Origin of the sequence: Paenibacillus sp. UNC451MF, assembly GCF_000686845.1 — a bacterium.
Classification (GTDB): Bacteria; Bacillota; Bacilli; order Paenibacillales; family NBRC-103111; genus Paenibacillus_S.
Map to the genome: position 1 here is coordinate 36,120 of NZ_JMLS01000027.1, position 13,435 is coordinate 49,554.

Sequence of the window (13,435 nt, forward strand, 5' to 3'; positions counted from 1 at the left end):
TTTTATTACATCTGTAACTGAAGGAGATTCAATGTACTTGATATAGTACGTTTGTACCCTCTGTCCTGCATGGATGAATGTCCTGATAGGCTTGAGCGTAAATATAATTATCCCTACCAGCCTTATACATGTTGTAATAAAATGGCTAGTAGCTTTAAAGTCTGTGTCGTATATTAATGAAAGGATACTATTCATTAACTCTGAGGAGCGATTGATATATGGCGGTTAAAATAGAAGAAGCGGCAAAAGTAACCCCGTCAGCGAGACAGCTTGCTTGGCAGCAGTTAGAGTTTTATGCTTTCATTCATTTTGGCATGAACACCTTTACCGGTAAGCAGTGGGGGCTAGGAGACGAAGATCCGCAATGGTTTCATCCGTCGGAATTTGATGCTTTTCAGTGGGTAGAGGTGTGTCAATCGGCAGGAATGAAAGGAATTATTCTAACCTGCAAGCACCATGATGGTTTCTGCCTCTGGCCGAGCGAGTATACGAATCATTCGGTAGTGTCCAGCCCTTGGAGCCATGGTCGAGGAGATATGGTTCGGGAGGTTGCTGAAGCTTGCCGCGCCCATGGGTTGAAGTTCGGCGTTTATTTATCTCCGTGGGATCGTCATGAGCCTAGCTATGGGGATTCGCCGGCTTATAACACTTACTTTATGAATCAGTTGAGAGAGCTCTTGACGAACTATGGCGAGATCTTCTGCGTGTGGTTCGATGGTGCTTGCGGAGAGGGTAAGAACGGGAAGGTACAATTATATGACTGGGATGCTTACTACTCTCTTATAAGAGAATTGCAGCCCAATGCGGTCATCTCAGTATGCGGTCCTGACGTACGTTGGTGCGGCAATGAAGCCGGCCATACACGCATATCTGAATGGAGTGTTGTTCCTGCAACGATGAAGGATAATGAGAAAATTAAAGAAAAATCACAAAAAGTCGATGACGCTGATTTCGCCAAACGAATCAATTCAAGAGAAGAGGATATCGGAAGCAGGGACGTGCTTGCCCAAGTCGACGATGTGATCTGGTATCCTGCTGAGGTTAACACGTCCATTCGACCTAACTGGTTCTATGATTCCGTTGAGGATGATAAAGTGAGAACAGTTGAACAGCTGGTGGAATTATACGAAAAAACAGTTGGTGGCAATGCGGCGTTCCTTCTAAACCTTCCGCCAGATAAAAGAGGACGTATTCATGAGAAGGATGTAAAGAATATGCTTGAATTGGGGCGTCGACTCCGCAGCACTTATTCAAACAATTTGGCTGCGCATGCTGCAGCAACCGCGTTACCAAGTGACGATGCTGCATATGTACTGGATGGACGCTCTGATACATACTGGTCCCCATCTGAAGGTTTGGCACCATTCGATATAGAGTTTGATCTTGGGAGCGAAACAGTCTTTGATCGGATTGTTCTTAAAGAGTTTATCCCTCTTGGGCAGCGCATAGAGCGCTTTCAGCTTGAATACAAAGAGGGAGAGGTATGGAAGCTTCTGTATACCGGTACCGTTGTGGGGTATAAAAAAATATGCCGACTAAATGCTGTTACCGCAAGACAGATACGACTTCGGATTACCGAATCCCGTTTGAATCCAATGATAAGCAGCTTTGAGGTATTTTTGAGTCAGCATTAATGGAGGTCTTTAACTAAAAAAATTTATTTGGCTGGATTGCATCTATCAAAAGCTTAATTGCTGGGGTGCAATCTTTTTTATTGTTGATATTGAGAATTATTATCAATTATAATCTGTATGAGAAGTAAAGGTTTAGCTTATGTGGGGTTGAGAAGGGAAGGAAGTATAGATGAAGCTCAGCGATCAAATTATGCTGTGGAACCACGTGTTCATTAGGATGATGGATATTCGTCACACGACGATGAATCAAGGAGAGGAAATCCGCTCCTATAGATTGCCTGCCAGTGCTTTTCTATTTGTGGTAAAGGGACAAGCTCAGGTCCGATTGGATGGTAAAGAAGGCCAGGTGAATCGATTTCACATTCTACATTGCGGCAAAGGGCTATGTTTCGATATCGCTGCAGAAGAACAACTGGAGTACTACACAATATTATACAAAGCTGTACTTGCATTGCCATGCCGTCAAGAGCTTCAGAAGCTAATGGGGGAACAAAATCCTTTTCAAATACAATACGGTTTCACTCCGCAATTTCCTATGGATCTATATGATAAGGTGGAAAGAATGAACCAGGTCTGGCAGCAGTCCGACTCATTGGGCAAATTGCAAGTGAAGGCGTTGTTTTATCAGTTTGTTTACGAGGTTCTACGACAGCTGGAATATCAGGAGGTTCCTATTCTCAAGCCGGATCTGGTTGGTCAAGCCATTCGCTACATGCAGGAAAACTATAAAGAGCCGATTACTTTAGAAGCCTTAGTTGAACTGCTGGGATGTAATTCCCGGCAGCTGTTACGAGTGTTCAAAGAGCGGATGAATACCAGCCCAATCGATTATTTAATACAATTGCGCATGAATAAAGCGAAGCAGCGGCTGCTGACTTCAGATTTTACTCTCAAGGAAATTGCTGAAAGTGTCGGCTATTCGGACAGCTACTATTTCAGCCGGATGTTCAAAAAGTATGAAGGGATTTCTCCAACTGTATTCAAAGAAAATGAGCGAATGAGGGGGACAAGTCCAAATAATCCATCCCGTGTGTCGGGATATCCTATTGTTGAGGGCAAGCTTCGACGTTATATTGGTGATGGATATGAGAATCATTATCAGTATAAAAGAGAGGGCGACTTACCTATGTTTAGAAAGTCCACGACATCCATGCTGGCAACCTTATTATTTTGCATTACATTATTGTTAAGCGCTTGTGCGAATGGGCCGGCACAATCCAGCAATGGAGGGATCGAAACGAGCGGCAAACCGGTGGCATCAACTCCTCAAGTATCTCCATCGCCTGAAGTCGATGCGCCTAGAGTCATTAAGCATGCTATGGGTGAAGTCACATTAACAGGTACACCCAAGCGCGTTGTTATTCTTACGAATGAAGGAACCGAGGCTTTACTTGCTCTGGGGGTTAAGCCTATAGGGGCTGTGAAATCCTGGATTGGAGATCCATGGTATAACCATATTAAAGACGAAATGAAGGATGTTACGGTCGTTGGTGACGAGATGCAGCCGAATATCGAAATGATCGCAACTCTCAAACCAGATCTTATAATCGGGAATAAAGTTAGGCAGGAAAAAGTATACGAGCAGCTGAAAAAAATTGCACCGACCGTGTTCTCGGAAGATTTGGGCGGAGATTGGAAAGCAAATTTCAAGCTGTATATGGAAGCCGTCAATAAAAAAGATGAAGGCAGTAAGTCTCTGGCTGCTTTTGATAAGCGCGTAAATGAAGTGAAGGCTAAGCTCGGGAACAAAGCGGCTACCAAAATATCTGTCGTTCGTTTTTCTGCCTCTCAAGTGCGTATTTATCAGAAAGAGACCTTCTCAGGTGTGCTGTTAAACCAATTGGGCTTCTCCCGTCCAGCTTCACAGGATAAGAATGGCAATATCGAGGTTATGACCAAAGAGAAGCTTCCGGATATGGATGGGGACGTAATGTTCTATTTTGTTACTGAGACGGCAGGCAAAAGCGATGCAAGCAAGGTAGTACAAGAATGGATGAACGAGCCCTTGTTCAAAAATTTGAACGTGTCCAAGAACAACAAGATTAAACAGGTCGATGAAGCGATTTGGAACTCTGCTGGCGGTTATGAAGCAGCTAATTTACTGTTGGATGAGCTTGTTACTTATTTTGATGTGAAATAGCTAAAGTGGAACCTAATTAGAAGCTTGAGTGATCAGGCTTCTTTATTTTTGCAGTCATTTCGCAGGAATGCTTGCACGCACGCAGAATTATTTAGAGAAACTCTTCCTCATTAGTCATTTTATATTCCACATGGTTAAGGAGCATTATTAAAATGGGCGATAACATTCTAGAATTAGTGACTATTCAAATTAAAGCGGATAAGACGACCTTAAGATTGGATGAACCGGCCTGGTTATTTTTGAGCGGGACGATGAGCGACGGAAGTGAAGCGAACTTCTTAGGGGTCAAAACCTCATATACTTGTAGCGATAACGATGTTCTGGCTCAAGTGACCCAAATGGGTGTAGGTGCATATGTAAGAGCAGGTACCCGAACAACTGGAAGCGCTATCGTTTCAGTAAGTGTTACCCTGCCGAATGGAAGAACGTTGACCGATAGCGTGAGCTTCCAGGTCATTCCAGAGCCCGAGAGGCCTTTTATTCATCCGTATCATCAGACGCTAACAATGAAAATTAGCGTGTGCTCTAATGACGGTACGGTATTCAGCACCTTTGAACAAAGCTTGGAGACAATTAAGAAAATAGACAAGCTTACGCGTGGTATTCCCAAGATCGTCTACCTGTCAGGCTGGCAGTATGGGGGGCATGATACTGGGTATCCCGCATGGGATATAGTCAATCCGAAGCTGAAAAGAGAGGACGACGCATCTGCTCTGGATAGTCTCAAATGGCTAATGCACGAGGCATTTAACTATAACACTACGGTCAGCTTGCATATTAATATGCTGGACATTAACCCTAGTAGCCCAATGTGGGATACGTATGTCGAGAAAGACCTGATAGCACGCAACGAGGATGGAAGCTTGAAAAAATATATGTGGGGCCATCCAATCAGCTTCACTCGAGAGTGGAACTCCGGCTTAACTCATATCCGTATTAATCAGCTTATTCATATGCTTCCGCTGCAGAAGGCAGGCACAATCCATATAGATGCGTTTCACCAGCTTATCCCAAGACTTGAGCATGAGACGATTAGTCCTTATCACAACATTAGTGTGGAAGAGGAGACAGAGTCGCAGAAGAAAATTTTCCGCTATTGGCGGGATCAAGGGATTGACGTCACATCGGAATTTGACAAGAAGTACAGAATCGATCCTCTATTAGGACTCCAGCCCATGGCATGGCATTTTGGCCAGCTTGACCCTATGAAGGTCCCTGCTGCACTCTGCATAGGTGGCGAGGGGGGCGACGCACGGTTCGGCGTCTCTATGCTGGGACAGAAAACGATTAAGACGGATCCGGAACAGTTGGAAGGCTTTCTCGACGAATTTTGCCGCAAAACGTTGAGCTGGTATTATTTAAACCGTCTTCAACGATTGTCGGACATGGATGGAGTGGTTACATTCACGGAAGACGTTACCAGCTTCATAGATAATGGTCTGCCAATCATTCGCCAAGGGGAATTACTGCTGCGCAGCGGACATGATGTGTTCATTCCGGCACTTTGGAATGAGAATAAATATAAGGAGATTATCGCATTCAGCAGGAACGGGTATGAAAGTCACACCTGGATACTTCCGGAAAGCTGGCAGGAGGTTGAACAAGTGGATATGTATGCTATTGGATTAAATGGGTTGGTTCTATTGGAAAAAGGAAAGGATACAACTTGTCGTAAGCTCACTCTTTCTCTTGCCAAAGGCCAAGCGGTTACCATCGTGCCGACAGGGACTGTACTTTAATGAATGGATTATAAAAGCCAGGAGGAGCATAATCCGTGATGGATCCTGGTCCTCCTGGCTCTATTTTACATTCCCGCTATTCAGTTTCTTACGATAGTCCCTTGGAGTCATTCCCTCCATCATCTTGAACGTCTGACCAAAATGGGCAAGCGTGTTGAAACCGACGCGACTTGCGATCTCGGCAATGGAGTATTCAGTGAGTGCAAGCTCCCGCTTGGATTGGCGGATGCGAGTATAGATCAAATATTCAGAGATCGTGATGCCGGTTGTTTCTTTGAACAAGTGACATAAATAGTAAGGGCTTACAAAGATCATATCAGCCAATTGCTTCAGAGTTATAGGTTCACTGTATCTTTCCGATAAGTACCGAATAACCTGCTCCACTCTAGGATTAACAGAGCTGCGGGAAATAGGAGAAGTCCCTTCAGAATGCTGCGAATGGACCAGACGGTAGATTTCCAAGAGAAGCTCATTCAAGCAGATGGAGCAGCTAACCTCGAATAGTTCAGGCTGTTTGCGGACTTCATTCTCCATCCGGGTCAGGAGGTCGTTCATTCTTGAAAGTGTATCTCCAGATACTCGAAGATGTCGATGGGTCATATCCTGACCAGGTACAAACAATTCCAAGAAAATGGCTTTGGCTTGTGGCAGCAGCAGCTCCGGCAAGAAGTTAACAACACTTCGTGAGCAATCTACACCCATGCTGGGGGCGCTTTTGTGTGATTCATACTCAGAAATCAGCAATATATCGCCTCCGACAAGAGGAAAGATGCGATCCTCGATAAGGAAATTGCCGGAGCCTTGTTGAAAGAAATAAATTTCGTATCCAGGATGGGCATGAAAATCCATATAAAAATGCTTATCAGTGGCACGGTGCTTAATAAAAAAAGGCCGAACCTGCAACCTTTCCTCCACTTCGTATATCCGGAGTCTCTCATCCGTTCCGCTAGGCAATTACTCCAGCCCCTTTCCAAAAGCTGCGATGTATATCTACAGGTTACTCGGTCTGAGGCAATAGCGCAATATATTCATAATTGTCCGCAATGCAGCGAAAGAGTCGGATGCGCCTTTCTTGCTATAATAGAATTATTGCAGGAAGACGAGTGGGGGATAGCATGACCTTGAGTAAAAAACAATGGATGCTGGCCGCTGTCATGGTGCTAGCTGCTGTTGCGATCTTCATCGCTATGATTTATCAATGGAAAGGGGAGTCCACGCTCATGAGTTCGCCGGACTATAAGTCGTATTTAACAAAGACGTACGAGGAATTAACTCAACAAATCGATTATAATGCCATGAAGAAAAGATTAAACGATCCGCGCAGGCTTGCCTTTTTTGCTGTAATGGCAGTAGAAATGCATAAGCTTACTGATGATGCTAAATATGTGGAACAAGCGGAGAGAACATTCCGCGTGCTGATGGATGAATGGCAGCGTAACCCAGAACTGTATAAAAAGCATGACAATCCTTTTTTTGTAGTGGAACCGTTGCTGCTTGTTTATGAGCATCTTAAATCGATGGGTAAGCTTGCAAGTGGGGACGAAGCTTTACTTCAAGCCTATTTGCCATATGGAAATGCCCGGCAAATGGTAGATAACAATCAAGGGCTGTCACGGGCCGTAGGTGCTGCCGAGGCGCTGCGGTTATTTCCGAATCATCCCGATGCATTGAAATGGAAAGCTAACATAGATGAATTATGGAAATATTGGTATGCCAACAAGGACTTGGATGAGAATGCCGGTCATTACAATTCTATCGGCTTGAGCGCGGTCATTCGATTGGCGGAGCTTACAGGACGAACAGAGCAGCTTAAAGACGGCGAAGTTCGAAGCATGTTCGAGCGTTATCGCGATCAGGTGTCACCATCAGGAGCCATGCCCGAATATGGCGATGATTACTTCGGTAATGAGTGGCAAACGTGGGTTTACGTATTTGAAGCTGCCGCTCGAATTTATGGTGATCCAACGTTCGTGGATGCTGCTTGGAAGATATTCGCATTCCACACGAAAAATTATCCTCTCCAATATGTTCCCGGTTCCTTCGATGACAATCTGTGGTCGGTAGACAATCTATATCAGATGGCTGGAATTCTGACTGTACCACTGAACAGCAAGGTGAACCGTGTTGAAGGTGGAAGTAAAGTCACGAAGCGGAATGAACCAAGAAACCCTGGAGCTGCGGATAAGCTTATTCTGGGAACGAATCGCATTCCAGGAACTCCTTATGTGATGAGCGAGCTGTATGGAAGAGGCTACCATGCTCACACAAACCGTATTGGAGCGCTGATGTATTACGAGGCAGGGAACGTGCCGTTATTCCACGGGTTGACAAGACACAACCGATCTGCAACCGATGCCAACGTGGTTGCGTTACTTCCGTCAGATGAGCCCTTTCCTAATCCTATGGATACTCCTGGACCTGGGGAGTGGCAGCATGAATCCATCCCCGTTCGTGCGCTTATGACTGGATCTCTGCAGGACCAAGAGAGCTTTACTCTGGATAAGATCACTCTGCGGCTGGCAGCTAAGAAGAGTGCTACATTCGTTATAGATCATTTGCGATTAGAAGGGCCAGCCGGTGTGAAGGTGATTGACGATTTCGATTCACTGTCACAATGGGAACGTAATGATAAGCCTTTCTCACTAGGTACGAATGCTGCCCATGGTGGCCATTCGCTAAATGTTAATGTGAAGCCGGGTGCGAATGTTTTTTATAACAACAAGGGATACAAGACGTCCTTTAATCTGAAAGATTATACGACAATCAAATACGATTGGACTTATATCGCTCCCGAAAAGTTGGAAGTGGATTTCATATTTAGAGCGTGGGTGAAACCAGTCGATGGTGTTGAACTCCATGTTGATTTTTATCCAGCGGACACAAATTCAGTACCTCTTTTATCAGGGGCCAAAGCAGAGGCACATCTGAAGGATAGTTACGGGGAAATCCGTTTGGAAGAATACTATACATTCGATAGTAGGCTGACAAGAAAGATGGTGTTAACAGAAGAAGGTGTCCTTGTATTGGTTGATGAGCTGCTGCCTGGAGCTTCTGCAGCCGGATACTCAGCAGGTCCTTTGTGGAATCTATACACGTTGAGAGAAAAGGGAACAAATTGGTTCGATTCTCAGGGAGAAGCGAAGACATGGTACAAGTCTGACGGGATCGAAGTGACGGATTCAACCTCGCTGCTAGTGTATTATGGGCAGTCAGAGGGGCGCAGCTATGATGTATCCAATACTCCGATGAACGGGGGAATGAAACCATTCACGACTTTTGCTAAGCAAACGGTAACTCCAAACAAGCTCCTACGCTTCGTTACAGTTCTTGTTCCTCATAGCGCAACCGAAGCAGCATCTGAGATCGCTTTCTCTATACAAATTGATGAGGGTGCAGAGGCTACCGAAGTGAAGCTTAAGCATTCCAGAAGAACCCTTAGAATACGCGTTGACTCTATCGGCTGGAATGTCGAACGAGCCAAGTAATAAAAAGAAGGTCTAGTCGCAATGAGCGATTAGGCCTTCTTCTTGTTAAAAATATACTTAGTAGAACATAACGTTACAAATATTCAGCTAACAGCATCAGTGCTAATCCTTGGCCGTATAATGTGTCCTTGAATGGAATTAGATTATAGTCCTCGACGGTCTCCTTCACTGGAGTACCGCCGGATACGCCTGTTACCCGACCTTCTTTGTCGATTTTGCTTATCAATGCAAAAGCCGTACGATGCGCAGCTTCACGATGCTTCTCATCAAGAAGCCCGCACTCGATAGCTCGAATGATACCCACAGCAATACCAGCGCTTCCGGAAGTTTCTTCATAGAAGTCCGGACGATCCATTACCGTATGCCACAGTCCATTTTCATTTTGAAAGGAGATTAGGCTTGTCATTAGTCGAACATATAGCTCTCGAAGCTCAATCGGGACTTCTATGAGCTTGGACAAGCTTTGCATAATGCAAGGGAAGCCGAGAGCAATCCAAGCGTTGGCTCGTGTCCAGCGGGCCGCTGACATGTGATTGCCTTCTCCACAGTTCCAACCATGGTAAAGCACTCCTGTTTCACCGTCCTGAAGTAAACGCAGGTGAACCTCCAATTGGCGCAGCGCTTCTTCCGCATACTCCTTGGAGTTGAGCATGTTGGCGGCTTGTGCCAAGAACAGTACGGACATGTAGACGGTGTCAGCCCACACTTGCTCTGGAAACACAGCATTTTCGGTAACCGTATGCTCCAGTGCTCCTTCTCTTGTACGAGGAGCTTCCTGCATGAGCCATTCGGCTGTTAAGAGAACATCCTTTAAATAACTATCGTTTTGCTGAAAGCCATACAACGCTGGCAATATTGTGAATGGGGCCGTTGAGTTGATCGTCCGATGGACAAGTGATTTGCCATGATTACGAACCACCCAATCCACTAAATAATGGTATAGCTCCTCACGGCCGGATTTCTCGAAATAACGTAAAATCGAAATAACTCCAACTCCTGGAATCCAATCCCATAAGTTAATATTCATACGGGTATCACTGGATTTACCTGAAATCATGAATGCGTAGACGTCAGCAGCCTTATGCTTGGCCACTTCAGGAGAAATAGCGTAGGTTTGCAAATCATTTCCCTCCATTGTAAGGATTGTATTCCTCCTTATTATATAGAATAGCCTGGTATGAAACTCTCGATTGCTTGCTCAAAATTATAGGAATATTGCTAGTGTCTTAGTATGAATCATCGGAAACAACTTATAAATAATGGATAAAACTTGAAATGATAAGCATTTTCGGGTTTTAAAGATAGCAATATTTCCATAATTGAGAGCAATATGAATACAGAATCCATAAGCCGGCTTTGGTATAATCAAATTAACATATAAAACGCTTTCAAATAATTAGTGTAAGAGCAGGATTATGCATACTGCAAAATCGCTGTGGTATTACTTTTTTATGAAACGAAGGGGGAATGGAAATATGAAAAAGAAATTATCTATTATTGTATGCTCGTTGGCGGCGGTGGGGTTGCTGGCTGGATGTTCAGGAGGAAAGCCTGCTCAAGAAAGTACAAGCACAGCTGCTCCCAAGGCAGAAGCCAAACCCGTAACCATCAAAATATATCAGTGGGTTGCGGTAGCAGACGATCAGTGGCAGCAGCTATACGTAGAACCAGTTAAGAAGAAATACCCACATATTACATTAGAACAAGTGACAAGAGGAAAAGGAACTAATCCTGAAGAGCTTGTAGCATCCGGCGAGTTTCCTGACATTTTCACGATATCCAATGATATTCGACCCTATACGAATCTGGGATTAACACAGGATATGAGTACGCTTATTAAGAAGGAAAATATCGATTTAAGTAAATTCGATGCTTCTCTTACCGAGAGAAGCAAGGTAGACAATCAGATGGTAGCTTTTCCTTTCTATAGCAGTCCTACGGCTTTATATTACAACAAAGATATCTTTGATAAATTTGCCATTCCTTATCCGAAAGACGGCATGTATTGGGAAGATATTATCAATGTCGCCAAACAAGTGACAAGGTCAGATGCAGGTTTCCAATATAAAGGCTTGCATCCTCAAAGTATTTTTGCGATGAAAGGCGGGTTGCCGATCGATCTCTTGGATGCTAAGACGGATACGCCTACTATCAATAACGATCAATGGAAGCAATTACTGACTTTATATGCGAATCTTTTATCAATTCCCGGGAACGAACCTAAAGGCGGAGCCTTTGCCGATGTAGTAAATACCTTTGTAAAGGATAAAAATACGGCGATGGTCATTTCTAACATGATGCCTTCTATGCAGGAAGCGACTAAGAACGGATTGAACTGGGATATGGTGCAGCTGCCGAGCTATAAAGGCTATGATGGCCTCAAAGGCTTGGGCGATACGATGTATATAGGTGTGAACAAGGTCAGCAAAAATCAAGATGATGCTATGAAAGTCCTCTCTGTGCTTACTTCGGAAGAAGTACAAACAACAATGGCCAAGAAATACGGATATTATCCTGTATTGGCAAGTAAAGCAGTTAAAGATTCCTTCGGTGCTGACATGGAGTTTCTCAAAGGGAAAAATGTGCAAGCTATTTTTAAAGGTCAAATTGCCCCATACATGCCAAGCTCGATGTACTCGGGTCATGCTGATGTCCGAAAAATTTTCAACGCAAAAGTTGCGGATGTCGTAGCTGGCAAAAAAGACGTGAACAGCGCTCTTCGCGAGGCTGATGAGGAAATTACCAAGTTGATGCCACAAATCAAGCAAAAATAATAGGAATCATGTTGACGAGGATTCAGTCCGATTCGGGCTGGGTCTTTTGTCTTTATCTTAATATTTAATTGGGCTCAGGTCAGCGGTATTTTATTAATATAGTCATTGTTTCCATCTTGTGAGTCAACAAGAATATGTTATATTTTGGATAAAAGGCAAAAGGGGATGATCGATTTCAATAAGATCCGAAATGGATACGGTACTGAACTAAACCAACTAAAACCACTATTGAGTACTGCTTACCAAAACATACATGATTACCAGCTTAATCAAACCATTGAAAACGAGATGGAAATGCGGGCGGCCATAGCTGAAGCAGCCATCATTTTGTATGGATTTATACCATTTATCCCCACATCTAAAGGCAAGTATATTCAAGCGTTAAAAAGACATCAAGAAATGACCTCATTCGATCTCATCATTTGCTTTGATCAGGCTATTTATGAATTGCATTTATGGACTATTTTAAAGGAGCTTGGCATAAAAAGGGGTAAGTGGTCTCGAGGTAATCAGCCCTGACACCCAATCCGAATAGATTAAAAAATAAGTTAGTGAATATCGAAGGGAATTTCAATCTTTTCCAGAAAGATATACGTGGTAGTGTTTGGGTGATTGTGTCACAAGGCGGCAGGAACAATAATGTTGCGGCTTAACTTAACTAAAAAGAAACAATAGAAAGGAAGATACCGAATGTCCATAGTCATCACTGGAGCGAATGGTAAATTAGGAAGTCTAATTATAGAACACCTGCTGAGCCAATCATCGGCAGATCAAATCGTTGCATGCGTTAGACATCCCGAGAAAGCAATCCATTTTGAAAAACAGGGCATTGAAGTTCGGTTCTGTGATTATGATCAACCGGAATCGCTACCTCAAGCCTTTGCTGGAGCGGATAAACTGTTATTTATATCCAGTTCCCATCATGATGATACGGTTCGTTTGGACCAACACCAGCGGATCATCGAATCCGCGAAACTAGCAAAAGTTCAACATATTTTATACACAAGCTTTGCATTCCCAGAGCAAGGCTCCATTTCATTAACTCAATTGCATTTAAGTACGGAGAGAGCTATTGTTGCATCTGGAATACCCTATACTTTTCTGCGCAATGCTTTGTATATTGATTTTGTCGGTGCTATCGGTTTAGATACAGCCATAACCACAGGTGAACTGAATGTTCCCCCCGGCGATTGGAAGTTTAATACGGTAACTCGTGAGGATCTTGCTCTGGGTATCGCTGCGATTCTTAGAGAATCAGGTCATGAAGGTAAGACGTATGAGTTAACGGCTTCACATTCGTGGACATTCGATGAACTGGTTGAAGTATTGTCCATTCTCAGTGGGAAGCCCGTTGCACTCCGGCAGGATAACCAGATTAAGAACTGGATCTTCGGTTTTCTTAGCAAGATTGATACCTCCTCCACTTCAACAGACTTGGAAAGACTCATGGGAAGACCTGTCACATCATTGAAAGATAGCATTAAAAGAATACTGGAAGAAGCAAATGGCAGCTAGTATAGCGATTGTAAGGATATTCACTCAGGGATAAGGTTGGGATTGGACATGAAACAGCCATGATTGGTAGCGCAAAATGCACAGTCGTTCTGTTACAATACGGACAAGTACGATGAAGAGCTTTTTGGAAGCAACCAACAAAAGAGAG

The 13,435-nt window shown here is 43.9% G+C and carries 9 protein-coding genes; 7 read left to right on the forward strand and 2 right to left on the reverse strand.

Annotation, left to right across the window (positions count from 1 at the left end; translation table 11 throughout):
* Positions 1-218 precede the first annotated feature (218 nt).
* The 3 genes from BP97_RS0124670 to BP97_RS37315 all read left to right on the forward strand — a co-directional run bounded on the left by BP97_RS0124670 (position 219) and on the right by BP97_RS37315 (position 5,513).
* Positions 219-1,634 carry an alpha-L-fucosidase gene (locus tag BP97_RS0124670; RefSeq protein WP_028551519.1) on the forward strand — a complete coding sequence of 472 codons (1,416 nt, stop codon included), beginning with the start codon at positions 219-221 and terminating at the stop codon, positions 1,632-1,634.
* A 169-nt stretch (positions 1,635-1,803) separates the two neighbouring features.
* The gene (locus BP97_RS0124675) at positions 1,804-3,774 is read left to right on the forward strand and encodes an AraC family transcriptional regulator (RefSeq protein WP_028551520.1); all 1,971 of its coding nucleotides are present in this window, start codon (positions 1,804-1,806) and stop codon (positions 3,772-3,774) included.
* Between the two features lie 152 nt (positions 3,775-3,926).
* Positions 3,927-5,513, forward strand: a complete 1,587-nt coding sequence (locus BP97_RS37315) for an endo-alpha-N-acetylgalactosaminidase family protein (RefSeq protein ID WP_051620942.1) — start codon at positions 3,927-3,929, stop codon at positions 5,511-5,513.
* Between the two features lie 60 nt (positions 5,514-5,573).
* Here BP97_RS37315 and BP97_RS0124685 read toward each other — a convergent pair whose 3' ends face one another.
* Positions 5,574-6,467, reverse strand: a complete 894-nt coding sequence (locus tag BP97_RS0124685) for an AraC family transcriptional regulator (protein ID WP_028551521.1) — start codon at positions 6,465-6,467, stop codon at positions 5,574-5,576.
* A 167-nt stretch (positions 6,468-6,634) separates the two neighbouring features.
* On the opposite strand from BP97_RS0124685, the gene BP97_RS0124690 reads away from it, so the two are divergent.
* Positions 6,635-8,998, forward strand: coding sequence for a hypothetical protein (locus BP97_RS0124690; RefSeq protein WP_156043305.1), 2,364 nt, complete (start codon positions 6,635-6,637; stop codon positions 8,996-8,998).
* Positions 8,999-9,071: 73 nt separating this feature from the next.
* Here BP97_RS0124690 and BP97_RS0124695 read toward each other — a convergent pair whose 3' ends face one another.
* On the reverse strand, positions 9,072-10,118 hold the full coding sequence (locus BP97_RS0124695; protein ID WP_231506391.1) for a glycoside hydrolase family 88/105 protein: 1,047 nt from the start codon (positions 10,116-10,118) through the stop codon (positions 9,072-9,074).
* Between the two features lie 355 nt (positions 10,119-10,473).
* Here BP97_RS0124695 and BP97_RS0124700 point away from each other — a divergent pair, with 355 nt between their 5' ends.
* The 3 genes from BP97_RS0124700 (at position 10,474) to BP97_RS0124710 (ending at position 13,287) form a co-directional block, all read left to right on the forward strand.
* Entirely contained in the window at positions 10,474-11,772 is a 1,299-nt protein-coding gene (locus tag BP97_RS0124700; protein WP_028551524.1) for an ABC transporter substrate-binding protein, read from the forward strand.
* A 165-nt stretch (positions 11,773-11,937) separates the two neighbouring features.
* Positions 11,938-12,291 carry a hypothetical protein gene (locus BP97_RS0124705; RefSeq protein WP_028551525.1) on the forward strand — a complete coding sequence of 118 codons (354 nt, stop codon included), beginning with the start codon at positions 11,938-11,940 and terminating at the stop codon, positions 12,289-12,291.
* Positions 12,292-12,462: 171 nt separating this feature from the next.
* Complete coding sequence (locus BP97_RS0124710) at positions 12,463-13,287, forward strand: SDR family oxidoreductase (RefSeq protein ID WP_028551526.1); 825 nt, start codon at positions 12,463-12,465, stop codon at positions 13,285-13,287.
* The last annotated feature ends 148 nt before the right edge of the window (positions 13,288-13,435 follow it).

Bases quoted from the DNA above. Each gene is read 5' to 3' on its own strand.
- BP97_RS0124675 (WP_028551520.1), top strand. From the start codon at position 1,804: ATGAAGCTCAGCGATCAAATTATGCTGTGGAACCACGTGTTCATTAGG.
- BP97_RS37315 (WP_051620942.1), top strand. From the start codon at position 3,927: ATGGGCGATAACATTCTAGAATTAGTGACTATTCAAATTAAAGCGGAT.
- BP97_RS0124710 (WP_028551526.1), top strand. From the start codon at position 12,463: ATGTCCATAGTCATCACTGGAGCGAATGGTAAATTAGGAAGTCTAATT.
- BP97_RS0124705 (WP_028551525.1), top strand. From the start codon at position 11,938: ATGATCGATTTCAATAAGATCCGAAATGGATACGGTACTGAACTAAAC.
- BP97_RS0124700 (WP_028551524.1), top strand. From the start codon at position 10,474: ATGAAAAAGAAATTATCTATTATTGTATGCTCGTTGGCGGCGGTGGGG.
- BP97_RS0124670 (WP_028551519.1), top strand. From the start codon at position 219: ATGGCGGTTAAAATAGAAGAAGCGGCAAAAGTAACCCCGTCAGCGAGA.